15 protein-coding genes are annotated in these 17112 nt (G+C 71.1%); 3 read left to right on the top strand and 12 right to left on the bottom strand.

The window, feature by feature from the left end:
- Nucleotides 1–184: 184 nt before the first annotated feature.
- The 12 genes from KO353_RS10800 to iolD all read right to left on the bottom strand — a co-directional run bounded on the left by KO353_RS10800 (nucleotide 185) and on the right by iolD (nucleotide 14422).
- On the bottom strand, nucleotides 185–1045 hold the full coding sequence (locus KO353_RS10800; protein ID WP_218284698.1) for a dimethylarginine dimethylaminohydrolase family protein: 861 nt from the start codon (nucleotides 1043–1045) through the stop codon (nucleotides 185–187).
- Entirely contained in the window at nucleotides 1045–2421 is a 1377-nt protein-coding gene (locus KO353_RS10795; RefSeq protein WP_218284696.1) for an FAD-dependent oxidoreductase, read from the bottom strand. Before KO353_RS10795 ends, KO353_RS10800 begins: the two co-directional genes overlap by 1 nt.
- Nucleotides 2418–4457: a hydantoinase/oxoprolinase family protein gene (locus tag KO353_RS10790; protein WP_218284695.1), complete on the bottom strand. Its 2040-nt coding sequence runs from the start codon at nucleotides 4455–4457 to the stop codon at nucleotides 2418–2420. The genes KO353_RS10795 and KO353_RS10790 overlap by 4 nt, the downstream gene beginning before the upstream one ends.
- On the bottom strand, nucleotides 4454–6190 hold the full coding sequence (locus tag KO353_RS10785) for a hydantoinase B/oxoprolinase family protein (RefSeq protein ID WP_218284694.1): 1737 nt from the start codon (nucleotides 6188–6190) through the stop codon (nucleotides 4454–4456). Before KO353_RS10785 ends, KO353_RS10790 begins: the two co-directional genes overlap by 4 nt.
- Nucleotides 6187–7038 carry an isocitrate lyase/PEP mutase family protein gene (locus KO353_RS10780; RefSeq protein WP_218284693.1) on the bottom strand — a complete coding sequence of 284 codons (852 nt, stop codon included), beginning with the start codon at nucleotides 7036–7038 and terminating at the stop codon, nucleotides 6187–6189. Before KO353_RS10780 ends, KO353_RS10785 begins: the two co-directional genes overlap by 4 nt.
- A 15-nt stretch (nucleotides 7039–7053) precedes the next feature.
- Nucleotides 7054–7755 carry an ABC transporter ATP-binding protein gene (locus KO353_RS10775; protein ID WP_218284692.1) on the bottom strand — a complete coding sequence of 234 codons (702 nt, stop codon included), beginning with the start codon at nucleotides 7753–7755 and terminating at the stop codon, nucleotides 7054–7056.
- The gene (locus tag KO353_RS10770) at nucleotides 7748–8500 is read right to left on the bottom strand and encodes an ABC transporter ATP-binding protein (protein ID WP_235691805.1); all 753 of its coding nucleotides are present in this window, start codon (nucleotides 8498–8500) and stop codon (nucleotides 7748–7750) included. The genes KO353_RS10775 and KO353_RS10770 overlap by 8 nt, the downstream gene beginning before the upstream one ends.
- Nucleotides 8493–9452 carry a branched-chain amino acid ABC transporter permease gene (locus KO353_RS10765; protein ID WP_218284691.1) on the bottom strand — a complete coding sequence of 320 codons (960 nt, stop codon included), beginning with the start codon at nucleotides 9450–9452 and terminating at the stop codon, nucleotides 8493–8495. Before KO353_RS10765 ends, KO353_RS10770 begins: the two co-directional genes overlap by 8 nt.
- Nucleotides 9449–10324 carry a branched-chain amino acid ABC transporter permease gene (locus tag KO353_RS10760; RefSeq protein ID WP_218284690.1) on the bottom strand — a complete coding sequence of 292 codons (876 nt, stop codon included), beginning with the start codon at nucleotides 10322–10324 and terminating at the stop codon, nucleotides 9449–9451. The genes KO353_RS10765 and KO353_RS10760 overlap by 4 nt, the downstream gene beginning before the upstream one ends.
- A 46-nt stretch (nucleotides 10325–10370) precedes the next feature.
- Nucleotides 10371–11591 (bottom strand): ABC transporter substrate-binding protein, encoded by a 1221-nt coding sequence (locus KO353_RS10755; protein ID WP_218284689.1) that lies wholly within the window; start codon nucleotides 11589–11591, stop codon nucleotides 10371–10373.
- A gap of 101 nt (nucleotides 11592–11692) precedes the next feature.
- Nucleotides 11693–12580, bottom strand: coding sequence for a myo-inosose-2 dehydratase (iolE, locus tag KO353_RS10750; RefSeq protein WP_218284688.1), 888 nt, complete (start codon nucleotides 12578–12580; stop codon nucleotides 11693–11695).
- 3 nt (nucleotides 12581–12583) lie between these two features.
- Nucleotides 12584–14422 carry a 3D-(3,5/4)-trihydroxycyclohexane-1,2-dione acylhydrolase (decyclizing) gene (gene iolD, locus KO353_RS10745; protein WP_218284687.1) on the bottom strand — a complete coding sequence of 613 codons (1839 nt, stop codon included), beginning with the start codon at nucleotides 14420–14422 and terminating at the stop codon, nucleotides 12584–12586.
- 89 nt (nucleotides 14423–14511) lie between these two features.
- On the opposite strand from iolD, the gene iolG reads away from it, so the two are divergent.
- From iolG to KO353_RS10730, 3 genes are read left to right on the top strand one after another with little or no spacing between them, the layout of a single operon-like run.
- Nucleotides 14512–15504, top strand: a complete 993-nt coding sequence (gene iolG, locus KO353_RS10740; protein ID WP_218284686.1) for an inositol 2-dehydrogenase — start codon at nucleotides 14512–14514, stop codon at nucleotides 15502–15504.
- Nucleotides 15505–15509: 5 nt separating this feature from the next.
- Entirely contained in the window at nucleotides 15510–16301 is a 792-nt protein-coding gene (locus KO353_RS10735; protein ID WP_218287356.1) for an SDR family oxidoreductase, read from the top strand.
- A complete protein-coding gene (locus tag KO353_RS10730) occupies nucleotides 16298–17104 on the top strand; it encodes an inositol monophosphatase family protein (protein WP_218284685.1) in 807 nt (268 codons plus the stop codon). The genes KO353_RS10735 and KO353_RS10730 overlap by 4 nt, the downstream gene beginning before the upstream one ends.
- The last annotated feature ends 8 nt before the right edge of the window (nucleotides 17105–17112 follow it).

Raw genomic sequence — 17112 nt, 5'->3', positions numbered from 1 at the left:
GGCGAGGCCGCGCCGCGGCGGGCGCGCGGCGCCAGGGGGAACGCGACTCGAGCAGGGGTCGGTCGCCCATGCTGTCGACGGCCCCGTTCAGGGGACCGCCTCCGTCCCATTATCTCATCGCCGATCCTTGACGAGCGCTCGTCTGCGCTTGCGACCTGACAGTGGCGCCGGCGTGAGGCGCTCGCTAGCCCTCGCGTCGCAGCGGGGCGGTGAGGCAGCGCGGGCCGCCGCCGCCGGCCGTGAACACCGAGAGATCCGGGTCGAGCACGACGAGCCCCTCGGCCCGGAGCGCGGCGTTGACACGCGCCGCACCGCGCGAGGACAGGACCCGCCCTGCCCCGAGCGCGAGCACATTCCCCGCAAGCGCCATTGCCTCGCGATAGGTGGTCGGGATCACCCGCACGCCGATCCTGCCGAGCCAGGCGATCACCCCCTCGTCCAGCACCTCGGTGCAGGCCACGGCGACACCCTCCGCCGCCATGCTGAACAGGAGGTCGAGGTGCAGGAAATGCTCCGGCAAAGGAACGAGCCGAACCTCCCACCCCTCATGGCGGAGCCAGCGGGCGAACTGCGTCGCCCCGGCCTCGTCCGTCCGTCCCCCCGAGACGCCGATCATCGCAAGCCCTGGGCGGATCAGGTGGATGTCGCCGCCCTCGAGGGTCCCGGCAGACGACATCTGCCAGATGGGAACGCCGAGCGCTTCGAGCGCCCGCAGCATCGCCGCATACTCGCCCCGGCGCTCTGGCCGAGCGAGCTGGGTGAGCACCGCACCGCGATGCGTCATCTGCACCGCATCGCGCACATACACCTGGTAGGCAAGATGCGGCTCCGGCACGACCTCGCGGATCGCAGCGCCCGACTCGGCAAGCGCCGCCTCGAGCTCGCGATGCTGCGCCGTCGCCGCCCCCAGGTCGGCCGCGGCGCCTCGGGCAAGCGCCGCCCGCGCCACGGCATTCGTCGGCAGGAAGCGATAATGGGTCGGCCTGCAGAGCAGCACCTCCGACAGAACGCCCGTGTCCGAGGCAACGCCCCATGCGATGCCCATCACCCCCTTCCCCCCGCTTCAAGCCCCGCGATTCGCCCGAGCGCGACCGCGGTGAGCAATCCGTTACCGGAAAGATATCCGGAGGCAATCGGGCCTGACAGCCCTGCCGCGGCGCCGCCCGCGGCGAACAGGTTCGGCAGGGCCGAGCCGTCCCGCCGCAGCACCCGGGCATCCGGGCCGACCATGAGCCCGCCTTGCGTGTGGAACAGCGCCCCCGTCACGCGGACGGCGTGAAAGGGCGGCGCGAGCGAGGGCGTGCGGGACCAGTCGCGACCGAACCGGTCCCTGCCGCGCGCGGCCGCCACTTCCCCCTCGAGAACTGCTGCCGGGACGCGCATCGCCTCCGCCAGGGCGGCGAGCGACGGCGCAGAGAGAACCGCGCCCGCCGCCTCGGCGGCGCGGAAGTCCTCGAACTGACGGGCGATCGCAGCGATCCTGCCGTCGAACACGTCCCAGGCGATTCCGCCCGGCTGAGCCAGCACCCGCTCGGCCTGTTCCGAGTAGCCTTCCGTCTCGTCGCTGAACCGTTCGCCGCGGGCATTGACCTGAAAGCCGCCCTCCATGATGACCGCCCAGGTGATCAGGATGCCGTGCGGGTGGGCGACGGAGCCGTGCCCCTGGTGGCCGGAGAGATGCGCCGTCGCCGCGCCGAAGGCCTCGCCCCAGGCCAAGGCGTCGCCGGTATTGCCCGGATGGCCGAACCAGAGCGCATCGGCGAGTGCGGGGATGTGGCGGCGCACGAGCGCGCGGTTGCCGCCGAAGCCGCTGCAGGCGAGCACCACCGCGCCGGCGCCGATCCGCTCCTCGCCGCCGGGCCGGGCCGCCGCCACGCCGCGAACGAGCCCATCGGCCCGGGCGAACAGCGTGGTCACCCGCGCCTCGGTCAGCACCGGAACTCCCTCCCGCTCGGCGGCGGCGAGCAGCCGGTCCATCAGCTCCGCGCCCGACCGGCTCGGCAGGCCGTGCATCCGATGCGCCGAATGGCCTGGATAGAGGAAGTCGGTGATCACCTCGAAGGGCAGGCCGTGACGGTCGGCGAGCCATTCGAGGGTCGGCCCGATTGCGGTCGTGACGGCGGCGAGCACGGAAGGGTCGGCAGCACCACGCGACTTCGCGGCGATGTCGGCGGCGAACCGTTCCGGGCTGTCCTCTATCCCCCTCGCCTTCTGGAACCGGGTTCCGGCCGCGGGGATGAGCCCGGCGGAGAGCGCGGTCGAGCCGCGCGGCAGCCGGTCACGCTCGAGCACGACGACGCTCACCCCGCATCCCGCCGCCGAGAGCGCCGCGACGAGGCCTGCCGCGCCGGCGCCGATCACCACGACATCCGCCTCCGCCTCGAAGCCGACACCCTCGGCCGGCAACACAAGGGGCGTCATGCGCGGCGCAGCACCAGGTTGCCGAGGGGATCGACGGTCGCCGCGAGGCCCGGGTCGACCACGATCGTCGCATCGGCCTGTTCGAGAATCGCCGGCCCCTCGATCCGGGCGCCGACCGGAAGCTCGAGCCGCTCGTACACAGCCGCCTCGTGCCAGGCGCCGTCGAACCAGACGCATCGTGTGCCGCTGCGCGCAGCCTCGACCGTTCCGCCGGGGGCAGGGGCGAGTGCGGCGAGGTCGATCGGCGGCCGGCGCCCGACCGCGATCGCGCGCAGGGTCGCGAGCCTGACCGGGATCCCCTGCAGAAGCCGCGAGAAGGCCGCCGCGTAGGCTGTCTCGAAAGCGGCACGAATAGATGCCTCGCTCGCCTCCCCGGGTGCGAAGGGAAGCGGCACGGCCACGCTGTGGGTCTGGCCAAGATAGTGCATGTCTGCCTCAAAGCGGACATCGATGCCGAGAAGCGAGAGTCCCGCCGAGGCGACGACCGCCCTCGCCTCGGCCGCCATCGCCTCGAGACGGCGGGCAAGCGCCGCTGCGTCGATCCCGTCGAGGGCAAGGTTCACCGTCTGCACCTGGTCGTGGCGTATGTCCGCGATCACGCAGCCGAGCGCACTCGTGACGCCAGGGAAACGGGGAACAACCGCCGCGGCGAGCCCGAGATCCTTGAGCAGGGCCCCGGCATGCAGCGCCCCGCCGCCGCCGAACGGCATCAGCGCGAAACGGGCAGGGTCATGCCCGCGCTCGATCGAAAGCAGCCGGATCGCGCCCGCCATGCGCGCATTCGCGACGCGCACGATCGCCTCCGCCGCGGCGATCGCGTCGAGGCCGAGCCTCCGGGCGACATGATCCTCGATCGCGCGCGTCGCCGCCTCGACATCGAGACGCACGAGGCCCGAGCCGATCGGGCGGTCAGCGTTGATCCGGCCGAGCACCAGATTGGCATCGGTCAGGGTCGGTCGGTCATTGCCCGCCCCGTAGCAGGCGGGCCCTGGCCTGCTGCCGGCACTCTCCGGCCCGACCTGGAGCAGCCCTGTGGCATCGACTCGGCAGATCGAGCCGCCGCCTGCGCCGATCGTCGTGATCTCCACCATCGGCGTGCGGATGACGAGGCCGAAGTCGATCGCGGCCTGCGCAGCGAAGGTGGGGCGGCCGCCCAAGATCAGCGAGACGTCGAAGCTCGTGCCGCCGAGGTCGCCGGTGATCACGTCCGGGAAACCGGCGGCTTGGGCGATCGCGGCGGCGGCGATCACTCCGGCAGCGGGCCCGGAGAGGGCAGTGCGCACCGGAAGCCGGCGCGCGGTTGTGGTGCTCATCACCCCGCCGTTCGACTGCACGATGTGGAACGCGCCGCCGAACGACGCGTCCGCGAGCGCCTCCTCGAGCCGGCCGAGATAGGCGCCGACAACGGGCTGGAGATAGGCGTTCAACGCTGTGGTCGAGGTGCGCTCGAACTCGCGGATCTCGGGCAGGATTTCGGAGGAGCAGCAGAGGTGCGGGTTCGGCCAGAAGCGCCGGAGCACGCACATCGCCGCGCGCTCGTTTGCCGGGTTCGCATAGGCGTTGATGAAGGCAACCGCGACCGCCTCCGCGCCGGCGGCGAGCAGCGCTCGCCCGGCCGCCTCCACCTCGCCCGGGTCGATCGCCGCGCCAATCGTTCCGTCGGCAAAAGTGCGTTCGGCCACCTCGAGCCTCAGCGCACGCTCGACGACCGGAACGAAGTCCCCCCAGAGCCCCCAGGTGCGCCGCCGGTCGCGTCGTCGCATCTCGAGCACGTCGCGGAAGCCGCGCGTGGTGATCAGCCCCGTCCGCGCCCCCTTGCGCTCGAGCAGGGCATTCGTGCCGACGGTGGTTCCGTGCACGATCGCCGAGATGCCGGCAGCACCGCCGACCGCCTCGAGGCCGGCGAGGAAGCCCGCCGCCTCGTCACCACGCCGGCTTGGCACCTTCGCGACCCTGAAACTGCCGCGGGCGGGATCGAGGGCGAACAGATCGGTGAAGGTGCCGCCAACATCGACACCGACGACGAGCCCGCTCACGCCGCGCCTCCGCGAAGCCGCGCCGTCTCGGCGTGATCGACCGTGCCGTCGGAGCGAAGTGCCACGCGGTAGTCGCGCAGGGCCGACTCGGCGCTGACATAGCCCGCACGCACATCGCGTGCGACTGCCTCGGGGTCGCGCGCCAACGGGTTCCCCCAGCCGCCGCCGCCGGGCGTCTCGAGCCGGACCGTCGTTCCCCGCCCGAGCGCGATGCCGAACGCCTTGGAGGTCATCGCCGGGGTGATACGCTCGGCGTCGGTTCCGTAGCTGAATCGGTTCGGCGCGCCCGGACGCCCCCCGTTGATTCCGAAGGGCGGAACACGGCCGCGCTCGCCGAGCAGGAAGGCCTCCGCCCTCGCGCCTTCGCGCAGCGCGATCTCGTAGATCGCGCCCAGGCCACCGCGATGCAGGCCCGGGCCCCCACTGTCCGGGCGAAGCGCCCATTGCGTGAACGCGACCGGATAGCTCGCCTCGAGGATCTCGAGCGGCGGGATGGTGGCGGTGCTGATCGGGTTGTTGCCGTGGTTGAGCCCATCGGTCTCCGGGTTGCCGCCCAAGCCCCCGCCGAAGAAGCAGAACATCACCCAGCGCTGCCCGGCATCCCTCCAGCCGGAGATCGAGAGCGCGTTGATGGTGCCGAACGGAGCGGCGGTCGCGCGATCAGGCGCGGCCGAGGCGAAGCAGCGAAACACCGTGTCGATCACGCGCAGGATCGTCTCCGTGTAGCCGCCGACCGGTTTGGGCGCGCGCGCGCCAAGGATCGAACCCTCGGGCACGACGAACGCGATCGGGGCGAGGCAGCCGCCATTGGGGGGGACGTCGGGGAAGAGGTGCTTGAGCGCCACGTAGCAGGCGGCGATGGTGGTGGCCCGCGAGATGTTGAGCGGCCCCGCACAGGCGGGGGCCGAGCCGGAGAAGTCGAGCGTCATCCGCTCGCCCTCGATCGTCATGCGAAGCCGGATCGGCAGCGGAACGTCGTCGATGCCGTCATTGTCGAGGAAGTCCTCCGCCTCGTACACGCCGTCCGGCAGCGCCGCGATCTCCGCGCGCATGAGCCGCACCGCGCGCTCGGTCAGCGCCTCGAGCGCAGCGGCGACGGTGGCGTCGCCATACTCGTCGAGCAGGGCGGCGAGCCGCCTCTCGCCGAGATCGAGCGCGTTGATCTGGCCGTTGAGGTCGCCCCAGTTCGACTGCGCGACCCGGCTGTTAGCGGCGAGGATGGCGACGACCGCGGGGTCAAGCACGCCGTCGCGCATCAGGAGAACGGGGGGGATGCGCACGCCTTCCTGGTGGCTGTCGGTCGCGCGCGGGTTGTAGCCGCCCGGGACGTTGCCGCCGATATCGAGCCAATGCCCGACCGAGGCGATCCAGCAGAACAGCCGCCCCCCCCGGAAGATCGGGCGGACGAGGCGGAAATCATTGAGATGCGTCCCCCCCTCGTAAGGATCATTGAAGATCCAGGTCTCGCCAGGCCGCGGCCCGCCCTCGCGCCCGGCGGCGGCGATCACGGCCCTGACGGCGAAGGCGGTGGCGCCGACGAAGATCGGAAGCCCCGAGGTTCCCTGAACGAGCGTCTCGCCCGTCTCCGCATGGTAGAGGCCGTGCGAGAGATCGCGCGCCTCGGCGATGATCGGGTTGAAGGCGGAACGGGCGAGGGTGGCATCCATCTCGTCGGCGATCTGCTCGAGCCGCCCCTTGAGCACGGCGAGCGTTACGGGATCGAGCGCGCTCATTCGTAGCGCTTCGCGGCAGCGAGAAGGGCGGGCGTGCCGATCAGCTCGTTGAGCCCGCTGAAATCGAGCATCCGGCCACGGAACGGCTCGGTAGTGCCAACCGCCGCGAGCGAGGCGTAGAAGTCGCGCGCGGTGGCGGCGAGCGCCCGCACGATGCTGCCCGGGAAGATCACGAGCGCGAAGCCCATCGCCTCGAGCGTCGACGCCGGCAGGACCGGCGTCTTTCCCCCCTCGACCATGTTGGCGACGACCGGCAGCCGGCCTCCAAGCCCGGCCGCGACGAACGCGAGGTCGGCCTCGGTGCGCGGCGCCTCGACGAACAGCACATCCGCTCCCGCCTCGGCATAGAGGCGTGCGCGCTCGAGCGCGGCCGGGAGGCCCTCGACGGAAGCGGCATCGGTCCGGGCGATGATCAGGCAGCGGTTACGGGAATCGACGGCGGCGCGAATCTTGCCCGCCATCTCCTCCGCCGGGATCACCGACTTGCCGTCGAGATGGCCACAGCGTTTGGGAAAGGTCTGGTCCTCAAGCTGGATCGCCGCCGCGCCCGCCCGCTCGAGCAGGCGCACGCTGCGCTGCACGTTGAGCGCGTTGCCGAAGCCGGTGTCGGCATCGACGATCAGGGGGAGCGCGACCCGGTCGGCGAGCAGAGCGACATGATCGGCCAGTTCCGAAAGCGAGACGAGGCCGATGTCGGGCCGTCCGAGCTTCGTGTAGGCGACGGCCGCGCCGGAGACGTAGAGCGCCTCGAAGCCCGCCTCCGCTGCGACCAGTGCGGTCAGCGCATCGCAGACGCCGGGTGCGATCAGGATCGGGCGACGCGAGAGCCGGGCACGAAGGTCGGTCACGGAACGGGGTCCTCCTCAGAGACCGAGATAGGCCTTCTGCAGGGCCGGGTCAGCCGCGAGCGCGACGGCGGCGCCCGAGAGCACGATCTCGCCCTGTTCGAGGATGTAGGCGCGGTGCGCGAGCGCAAGCGACCGCACCACGTTCTGCTCAACGAGCATCACCGCGAGCCCTTCGGCGTTGAGGCGCGCGATCAGAGAGAACATCTCCTCCACAAGAAGCGGCGAGAGCCCGAGCGAGGGCTCGTCGAGGATGAGCAGCCGCGGCTCGGCCATCAGCCCGCGGCCGATCGCGAGCATCTGCTGCTCCCCGCCGGAAAGCGTTCCTGCCAATTGCCGGGTTCGTTCGGCAAGGCGGGGGAAGGTCGCGAACACGCGCTCGAGGTTGCGTGCGCGGTTCGCACGGGCGCGCCGGTAGCTGCCCATCATCAGGTTCTCCCGCACGCTCAGGTTGGGGAAGATCCGCCTTCCCTCGGGAACATGGATCAGGCCGAGCGCGACGATCTCGGCCGGGCGGCGGCCGGCGATGTGCTCGTCCCCGAACCGGACCGTTCCGCCACGGACAGGGATGACGCCGCTGATCGTGCGGTTGAGCGTCGTCTTTCCCGCGCCGTTCGCGCCGAGCACGGCGACGATCTCGCCTGGACGGACGACGAGGTCCACGCCGCGCAGCACGTCGACGGGGCCATAGCCGGCACGCAGGCGCGAGACCTCAAGCATCCGCCGCCCCCGCAAGACGCGCGGCTGCCCCGTGGCCGAGATAGGCCTCGATCACGGCAGGATCGCGCGCGACCGCCTCCGGCGCGCCGCGGGCGATGATCCGCCCCTCGGCAAGAACGTGCACCTCCTCGGCGAGCGCCATCACCGCCTGCATCACATGCTCGATCATCAGCACGGTGACGCCGTCGTCGCGGATCGCGCGGATCACCGGGATCATGTCGCGGACCTCGGACGGGTTGAGGCCAGCGAGCACCTCGTCGAGGAGGAGGAGGCGCGGTTCGGTCGCAAGAGCGCGGGCGAGCTCGAGCCGCTTGCGGCCGGCGACCGTGAGCGCGGCAGCGGGAAGATCGAGCAGCGGCTCAAGCCCCACCCGTTGCGCCACCGCCTCTGCGGCGGCGAGCGCCTCCGCGCGGGCGACATGGCGCAGATGCGCGCCGACGGCGATGTTCTCGCGCACCGTGAGCCCGGCGAAGGGCTGTACGATCTGGAACGTGCGCGCGATCCCCAAGCGCGCGCGGCGATGCGGGGGAAGACGCGTGATGTCGCGCCCTGCGAACACGATGCGCCCGGCGTTCGGTCTCTGGAACCCGGCGATGGTGGCGAACAGCGTCGTCTTGCCCGCACCGTTCGGCCCGATCAGCCCGACGATCTTTCCTTCCGGCACCGGCACGGACGCGTCGTTGACGGCGACAAGACCGCCGAAACGGACGGTGACGTACTCGGCCGAGGCGATGAGGTCAGGCACGCGCGCGCCTCCGCCGGCCAAGAGGGCGGAGAAGCCCCACGATCCCCTGCGGCGCGAAGCGCACGACGAGGATCAGCACCGCGCCGAACAGCACGAGCCCGAGGCCAGGCGCGTCGCCGCCGAGATGCTTGCCGAGCTCGGAGAGCGACTGCAGCACGAGCGCGCCGATCAGCGGGCCCCAGACCGTGCCAATGCCGCCGACGATGGCGGTGAGCAAGGCCTCGACGCTGATCCACGGGCCATAGGCGATGCCCGCGTCGAGGTAGAGGAAGGTCTGCGCGTAGAACGCGCCCGCAGCGGCCGTGATCGCGCCCGAGAGCGTGATCGCCCGAAGCTTGACGGCGAAGGTGTCCACACCAAGCGCCTTCGCCGCATCCTCGTTCTCGCGCACCGCGACGAGCTGGGCGCCGAAGCGTCGCCCCTCGATCGCGCGCACGAGCAGCATCGCTGCCCCGAGCAGCGCGAGCACGAACCAGTATCCTTCGGCGCGCGTGCCGAACTGCAAAGTCGCGATCCCGATCTTGAGCGGGATGAGGATTCCTGCCCCGGCCCCCGTGAGCGGCCAGACGGAGGCGATGATCCGCGCCACCTCGGCGAAGGCGAGGGTCACGAGCGCGAAATAGGAACCGCGCAACCCGGCGCGGAAGGTGAGCCAGCCGATCGCGAGACCGAGCACCCCGCCGAGCGCGATGCCCGAGCCGAACGCGGCCCAGGCGTTGAAGCCGAAGCGCACCTGAAGCACCGCCGCCGCATAGGCCCCTGTGCCGAAGAACACCGCGTGGCCGAAGCTGAACTGCCCGCCATAGCCTCCGAGTAGGTTCCACCCCGTTCCCGCAAGCGCGAGCATCAGCGCCACCTTGAGGAAGTTCAGCGCGACGTTGCTCGCGACGAACAGCGGCACGAGCGCGAGAGCGGCAAGCACGATGAGCACCGGGGCGAGGCGCGCCCTCATGCCTTGGCCCCGAACAGGCCCTGCGGGCGGACCAGCAGGACGAGAATGAAGATCAGGAAGATGCCGAGCTGGCCGAGCGTCTCGCCGTACATCAGCCCGGAGAGGCTCTCGACCACGCCGATGAAGAGACCGCCTGTGAGCACGCCGGGAACGCTGCCCATGCCCCCGAGCACGACGATGGTGAAGGCGACGAGCACGAACGCGTTGCCAACCTGCGGGTTGACGTAGAACGAGGGCAGGAGCAGGCAGGCGGCGACGGCGACGCAGGCCGTGCCGAGGCCGAAGGTGACGGCGTAGATGTGCGGCACGTCGACGCCGGAGAGCTCGGCGCCGAGACGCTCCTTTGCCACCGCGCGGATGGCGCGGCCGGTATCGGTGAACGCGAGGAACAGGCCGAGCGCCGCCGCCACGGCAAGCGCTGCGACGAAGGCAACCACGCGTGTGGTCGCAAGCAGCATCGTGCCGAGCTCGACCACGTCGAAGCCGAAGGGATGGTCGATCGTGCGCGTGTCGCTTCGGAACTGGAACAGAAGCCCGTTCTCGATGATCACGGCGAGGCCGAGCGTGACGAGCAGGATCGCCCGGTCCTCGCCGCGGCTGGCCGGCCAGATCACCAAGCGTTGGAGGAGATAGCCAAGCGCGAAGAAGCCAGGCGCGAGGGCGAACACCGAGATCCAGGGGTCGATCCCGAGCGCGCGATCGGCGAAGAGGGCCGCGAACAGGGCCGCCGTGAGCAGCGCGCCATGGGCGAAGTTGATGATGTGGAGAACGCCGTAGATGAGCGTCAGCCCGAGCGCGACCTGGGCATAGATCGCGCCGGTGAGCAGGCCGTTCGCCACGGCCTGGAGCAGGATGTCTGAGCCGAGCTGCATCGCCTGCGGTCGGGGCCGGGAGAGCCGCCCGGCCCCTCAGCGAGGATCAGGCGGGAACCGGAAACACCGGTCGCGCCTCGGCGAAGGCGGCAGGGAAGATCACCTTGATGTCGTTGTCGAGCACCTGGGTGACCACCGGAACCGCCCCCGTGTTCTGGCCGTTCTCGAACTTCGTCGGCCCGTAGGGCATGAAGTGGTCGGCGAAGGTCGAGCTCGCGAGCGCCTCCGTCAGCCGCGCCTTGTCGGCCGAAGCGGCGCGCTCGAGCGCATCCGCCAACAGCATGATGTTGGTGTAGTTGAGGAACAGCTCGTAGGTGAAGAACTGGTTCTGCGCATCGACGCGGCGGCGAAGCGCCTGCGCCTTGGGGTTGCGGCCATCGACCCAATGGTTGCAGTCCATGATGTAGCGGGCCGCATCGGGGAACTCGCGCACGAAACGGTAGTTCGAGGCCGCGCCGCCGAGGACCGAGAAGATCGCCTTCGGCCGGATGCGCTGCTGCTGCATGGTGCGCGCGAGTAGGACGTATTCGTTGTAGTAGTTCGCGGGGATCACGAGATCGGGGTTGCGGCCTCGGATCCGGAGCGCGACGTTGGCGAAGTCGCGCGTCGGTGTGGGGTGCGGGATGGTCTCGAGCACCTCGAAGCCGCGCGCGGGAAGTTCGCGGTTGAGCAGGCCCGCGAGCCCCGAGCCGAACAGGCTGTCCTCGTGGATGATCATCACGGTGCGCGCCGGCTTGCCGGCAGCGTCGTTCATCGCGACGAGGTTCTCCATCGCCACACGGCTGATGACGCCGAATCCTGGGCCGAAACGGAAGGTGTTCTTGAGGCCGCGCGTCACGATGTTGTCGGCCACGCCGACGTCGACGAGGTAGGGAATGTCATAGCGCGCCGCAGCCTGGGTTGCCGCGAGCACGATGCCGGAGGCGAAGCCGCCGACGATTGCCGCCACGTTGGCCGAGGCCATGCGCTCGACCTCGGCAACACCGCCCTCTGGGCTCGAGCGCGCATCGCCGAGCACGGCCTCGAGCCGCGCCCCGCCCATCGACTTGATGCCGCCCGCGGCGTTGACGTCGGCGATCGCCATCTCCGCGCCGAGACGCCCCTGCTGGCCGGAATAGGACAGGGCGCCGGTGACGGGATGCAGCACGCCGATGCGGATTGGCGCGGGTTGCGCGCGCAGCCTCGGCGCGGCGAGCGGCAGCGTTGCGGCGGCAGCGCCGGCAGCGAGGATGGACCTCCGGCCGAGGCCGGGCGAACGGGTGGACATCGGAAGCTTCTCCCCTCGGTTTCCTTGAGCGTGGTCTTAGCCCCGCCCGCGACGACGATAAAGCCCCGAGGCGACGACACCCCTGCCGGAACGCCCGGCGCTCACCCGAAGGCCGCGCGGGCGAAGCGGGACAGCGCGTCGTGGCCCATGCGCGCGTAGGTGAGCGGATGGGCGTTGGCCGGGTCCTGTTCCGCCTCGACGACGAGCCATCCCACATAGCCACGCGCTGCGAGCGGCCGGAGAACGGCGGAGAAATCGACGCAGCCGTCGCCTGGGACGGTGAACACGCCCTCGAGCACGGCGGCGAGGAAGGGAAGGTCGCGCTGCCGCGACCGCTCGAGCACCGCGGCGCGGATGTCCTTGCAGTGGACATGGACGATCCGCCCCGCATGGCGCTGCGCAACCCGGGCCGGGTCGCCGCCCGCGAAGGACAGATGCCCGGTGTCGAGCAGAAGCCCGACCTCAGGCGGTGTCTCCGCCATCAGCCGGTCGATCTCTGCCTCCGTCTCGATCACCGTGCCCATGTGGTGATGATAGGCGAGGTGGAGCCCCCTCGCCTTCAGCCGCCGCGCGAACGCCGCAAGGCGGGGGATCAGCACCGCCCAGTCGGCCTCCCAGAGGACGGGGCGGCGCGAGAGCGGCGTGCCGCGTTGCCCGTGGATCGCGCGCGAGACCTCAGCATGGACCATCACGCCGCAGCCCATCGCCGAAAGCAGGGCGATGTGCGGCTCGGCAGCGTTGAGCTCGGCCTCGACGTCGCGCTCGAGGAGCCGGGCGCCATACCAGCCGGAGACGAGAGCAAGCCCGTGCCGCGCGAGGATCGGGCTGAGCTCCGCGGCCGTGCGGGGGAACTTGTTGCCGAGCTCGATTCCCTCGAAGCCGGCCTCCCTCGCCTCCGCGAGCCAGGTCTCGAGCGGCGTCTCGGCGCCGAGCTCGGGCATGTCGTCGTTCGTCCAGGTCAGAGGGTTGATGCCGAGCCGCAGCGTCATCGCTCAGCCGCCCGCGCGCTGGCGCTGCTGCGCCGCTTCGTAGGCACGGCGCACGCGCCGCTCCGCCGCCGTCGCGGGCAGCGCGGTCACCGGCACGTCCCACCAGGCTCCGCCCTCCTCCGTTCCTGCCTCAGGATCGGTCTCGATCACGAGAACCTGGGTGCGGCGCGCAGCGAAGGCCTCCGGCAGGGCCGATTCGAGCTCGGCGATGCCCGCCACATGCCGGGCCTCGGCCCCGAGTGCGGCGGCATGAGCGGCGAAGTCAATCCGCGGCGCCGAAGCGGGAAGAAGGTTGTTGAACGGCACGCCGCCGGTCGCGCGCTGTAGTCGATGGATACAGCCGAAGCCGCGATTGTCGAGCACGATGACAGTGAGCTTCGCACCGAGCGCGACCGAGGTCGCGATCTCGCTGTTGAGCATCAGGTAGCTTCCATCGCCGACCAGCACGACCACCTCGCGACCGGGTGCGGCGAGCTTCGCCCCGAGCCCGCCCGCGATTTCGTAACCCATGCAGGAGAAGCCGTATTCGAGGTGGTAGCTCGCGCTGTCGGTCGCGCGCCAGAGCTTGTGCAGCTCTCCGGGAAGCCCGCCCGCGGCGCAGACGACAATCCCGTCCTTCGGCATCGCCCGGTTGACCGCGCCGAGCACCTGCGCGTCGGTGGGGACGCGCCCCACGCCGGGCTTCGGAGCGGCCGTGATCCGCTCGACCGTCCGCTGCCAGCGCGCCCGCAACGCCTCGGCCCGCTTCGACCAGGCCTCAGGCGCCCTCCAGCTTCCGAGCGCCGATGAGAGTGCAGCGAGGCCGCGCGCGGCATCGGCCACGAGCGGGCTCGCACCATGCTTCGCGGCATCGAAGGGCGTGACGTTCAGAGCCACGACCGCGGCCCGTGCGAACAGGGCGCGCGACCCGGTGGTGAAGTCCTGAAGCCGCGTGCCGATCGCGAGCACGAGGTCCGAGCGCGCCGCGAGCGCGTTCGCCGCCGCGCTCCCGGTGACGCCGATGCCGCCGAGATTGGCCGGATGATCCCAGGCGAGGCTTCCCTTCCCGGCCTGGGTTTCCGAAACCGGAACGGCGTGGCGGGAGGCGAAGTCGGAGAGCGCCGTCTCGGCTCCGGAATATTTGACGCCGCCGCCGGCGATGATCAGCGGCCGCTTCGCCCGCCGAAGACGCTCGGCCGCCGCGCGCAGCTCAGACGCGTCGGGTTCGGGGACGCGCGGGCGCCAGAGCCGGGGGCGAAAGAACGCGGCCGGCCAGTCGAACGCCTCCGCCTGCACGTCCTGCGGGAAGGCGAGCGTGACGGGGCCGCACTCGGCCGGGTCGGTCAGCACGCGAAGCGCTGCCGGAAGTGCTGCAAGGAGCTGCTCCGGCCGGAGGATCCGGTCGAACAGTCGCGAGACGGGCCGGAAACAGTCGTTGGCCGAGACGGTCGCATCGGAGAACGATTCGACCTGCTGCAGCACCGGGTCGGGCCGGCGGGAGGCGAACACGTCCCCGGGAAGGAACAGAACCGGCAGGCGGTTCACATGCGCCACCGCCGCCGCCGTCACCATGTTGGTCGCACCGGGCCCGATCGAGCTTGTGCACGCCATCATCCGCCGCCGCGCCCACGTCTTCGCATAGGCGATCGCGGCATGCGCCATGGCCTGCTCGTTATGGGCACGGAACGTGGGCAGCGCGCGCCGATATGCCGAAAGCGCCGCTCCGAGGCCGGTGACGTTGCCGTGGCCGAAGATCGCCCACACGCCGCCGAACAGGGGCAGCCTTCGCCCGCCGATCTCGGTGCGCTGTGCGGCGAGGAAACGCACCATCGCTTCGGCCGCAGTGAGGCGTAGACTGGGCATTGATCCTCCGACCGGCGACTCCCGCCGGGCTGCGCCTGTGTTACGGTGTGATCCACGCGCCCGCAAGCACCACCCCTTCGGACCTCAGCATGCTCGAAATCGCCCAGTTCGGCGCCGGACGGATCGGTGCCATCCACGCCGCGAACATCGCCGCGAGCGGAACCGCGCGGCTGCGCTACGTGGTGGACATCAACCGCCCCGTGGCGGAGGCGCTCGCGGCGAAGCATGGCGCGCACGTCGCCACCACCGAGGCGGCGCTGGGCGACCCCAAGGTGGGCGCGGTGATCATCGCCTCCTCGACCGACGCACACGCGGAGCTTGCGATCGCCGCGGCACGCGCCGGCAAGGCGATCTTCTGCGAGAAGCCGATCGACCTTTCGCTGGCGCGCGTCGATGCTTGCCTTGAAGAGGTCGCGCGCGCGGGCGTGCCGATGATGGTGGGCTTCAACCGCCGCTTCGACCCCTCCTTCGCCGCGCTGAGGCGGCGCGTTACCGAGGGCGCGATCGGCGCGGTCGAGCAGGTGATCATCACGAGCCGCGACCCGGCACCGCCGCCCATCGACTACATCCGCGTCTCGGGCGGGCTGTTCCGCGACATGATGATCCATGACTTCGACATGGCACGCTGGCTCCTCGGCGGGGAACCGGTCGAAGTGTTCGCGGTTGGCGCGACGCTGGTCGACCCGGCGATCGGCGCGGCGGGAGACATCGACAGCGCGATGGTGCTGATGCGCACGGTCTCGGGCCGGCTAGCACACATCAACAACAGCCGGCGCGCACGCTACGGCTACGACCAGCGCGTGGAGGTGTTCGGCAGCGAAGGGCGTCTGATCGCGGGCAACCGAACACCGACCACCGTCGAGCTCGCCGACGGGCGCGGCGTCAGCACCGATGCGCCGCTGCCCTTCTTCCTCGAACGCTACGCCGAGGCCTACCGGATCGAGCTCGATTCCTTCCTCTCCGCCGTCGCGACGGGGTCGCCCCCGCCGGTCGGCCCCGAGGACGGGCGGCGTGCGCTCCTTCTCGCCGAGGCGGCGGTGCAGTCGTTGCGCCTGCGTTGCCCGGTCGAGGTCGCGCCGTGACCGGAATGACCATGCTTCCCCCGCTCCGCCTCGACGGCAGAGTGGTTCTGGTCACGGGCGGCACCTCCGGAATCGGCGAGGGCTGCGCGCTCGCCGCAGCCGAAGCGGGAGCGGCCGCGGTCTGCATCACAGGGCGGGATGCCACGCGCGGCGACGCGGTGGTCGAGCGGCTGCGCGCTCTCGGCGCCCGGGCGCAGTTCATCGCCGCCGATCTCGCGGATGCCGAGGCCGCTGCCGCCATCGTGCCGCGGGCGGAAGCTGCGCTCGGCGTGGTGGACGGGCTCGTGAACGCCGCCGGGATCACCGACCGCGGAACGATCTTCGACACCACGGCCGCGCTGTGGGACAGGATGTTCGCCGTCAACGCCCGCGCCCCTTTCCTGCTCACCCAGGCGATGGCGAGACGACTTCGCGAGCTCGGGCGTCGCGGCGCCGTGGTCAACATCATCACCATGTCGAGCCATGGCGGGCAGCCCTTCCTCATGGCCTACGCCGCCTCCAAGGGCGCTCTCGCGACCCTGACGAAGAACACAGCCTTTGGACTCCGGCCCTGGCGTATCCGCGTCAACGGGATCAACATGGGCTGGGCCGACACCCCGGGCGAACACGCGATCCAGGCACGCGACGGCCGCCCGCCCGACTGGCTCGCGAAGGCAGAGGCGGCACAACCCTTCGGCCGGCTCCTGCGCCCGCGGGATGTGGCGGGGCTTGCGATCTACCTGCTCTCGGATGCGTCGGAGATGATGACGGGGGCGCTGATCGACTTCGACCAGAACGTGATGGGCGCCTACACGTGACGAACGAGGAGCTCGAGAGGCGCCGCGCGGTCGCGGGCAGGATCGCGCGGGAAGCCGCGGCGCTCGCCGCCCGGCTTCGCGGCGAGGGCCTCGGCGCCGCGACGCTTAAGGGACCGCAGGACGTCCTGACCCAGGCCGATACGGAGACGGAACGTTTCATCCGGGGCCGCCTGGCCGAGGCCTTCCCGGGCGAGCCCGTGCTCGCCGAGGAGGAAGGCGGGGAGGCGACCGCGTCGGGGCCGCTCTGGATCCTCGACCCGATCGACGGCACGTCGAACTTCGCCCGCGGCGGTGACCGCTGGTGCGTCTCGATCGGCATGGCGCTCGAGGGAATGGCGGTGCTCGGCGCCGTGGCGCGGCATGCGCCGCCCGGGCTTGTGACCGGCGCACGCGGCCTCGGCGCGACCCTTGACGGCCGCCCGGTTCGCGCCGCGGCGACCGCCGATCCGGCCAAGGCGACGGTCGAGCTCGGCTGGTCGCTGCGCCGTCCGGTCGAGGCCTATGTCGCGCTCGTCGGCCGCGTGATGGCGCTCGGCGCTGGCCTGCGCTGCGGCGGCTCCGGCGCGCTCGGCATGGTCGAGACCGCGCTCGGCCGCCTCGACGCCTATCTCGAGCTGCACATCAATCCTTGGGATGCCGCTGCGGCTCTTGCGATCGCCCGCGAGGCAGGGTGCTGGACCAGCGACTTCGACAGCGGCGCCTGGCTCGAGGCGGGAAACCCGATCTGTGTCGCAGCACCTTCCCTCGGCCCCCGGCTTGCCGCGCTGATGCAGGCTTACGGCGGCGCCGTCATCGGGACTTAACTTTGCGG

This window comes from Elioraea tepida, from assembly GCF_019203965.1.
Taxonomy (GTDB): domain Bacteria; phylum Pseudomonadota; class Alphaproteobacteria; order Acetobacterales; family Acetobacteraceae; genus Elioraea_A; species Elioraea_A tepida.
Note: the sequence above shows the minus strand (reverse complement) of the source record. Positions and strands in the feature narration are given on the sequence as shown.

What these genes read in the sequence shown, in the direction of transcription:
- KO353_RS10795 (WP_218284696.1), bottom strand. Translation starts at nt 2,421, where the DNA reads ATGACGCCCCTTGTGTTGCCGGCCGAGGGTGTCGGCTTCGAGGCGGAG.
- iolG (WP_218284686.1), top strand. Translation starts at nt 14,512, where the DNA reads ATGCTCGAAATCGCCCAGTTCGGCGCCGGACGGATCGGTGCCATCCAC.
- KO353_RS10735 (WP_218287356.1), top strand. Translation starts at nt 15,510, where the DNA reads ATGACCATGCTTCCCCCGCTCCGCCTCGACGGCAGAGTGGTTCTGGTC.
- iolE (WP_218284688.1), bottom strand. Translation starts at nt 12,580, where the DNA reads ATGACGCTGCGGCTCGGCATCAACCCTCTGACCTGGACGAACGACGAC.
- KO353_RS10765 (WP_218284691.1), bottom strand. Translation starts at nt 9,452, where the DNA reads ATGAGGGCGCGCCTCGCCCCGGTGCTCATCGTGCTTGCCGCTCTCGCG.
- KO353_RS10775 (WP_218284692.1), bottom strand. Translation starts at nt 7,755, where the DNA reads ATGCTTGAGGTCTCGCGCCTGCGTGCCGGCTATGGCCCCGTCGACGTG.
- KO353_RS10785 (WP_218284694.1), bottom strand. Translation starts at nt 6,190, where the DNA reads ATGAGCGCGCTCGATCCCGTAACGCTCGCCGTGCTCAAGGGGCGGCTC.
- KO353_RS10755 (WP_218284689.1), bottom strand. Translation starts at nt 11,591, where the DNA reads ATGTCCACCCGTTCGCCCGGCCTCGGCCGGAGGTCCATCCTCGCTGCC.
- iolD (WP_218284687.1), bottom strand. Translation starts at nt 14,422, where the DNA reads ATGCCCAGTCTACGCCTCACTGCGGCCGAAGCGATGGTGCGTTTCCTC.
- KO353_RS10760 (WP_218284690.1), bottom strand. Translation starts at nt 10,324, where the DNA reads ATGCAGCTCGGCTCAGACATCCTGCTCCAGGCCGTGGCGAACGGCCTG.
- KO353_RS10800 (WP_218284698.1), bottom strand. Translation starts at nt 1,045, where the DNA reads ATGGGCATCGCATGGGGCGTTGCCTCGGACACGGGCGTTCTGTCGGAG.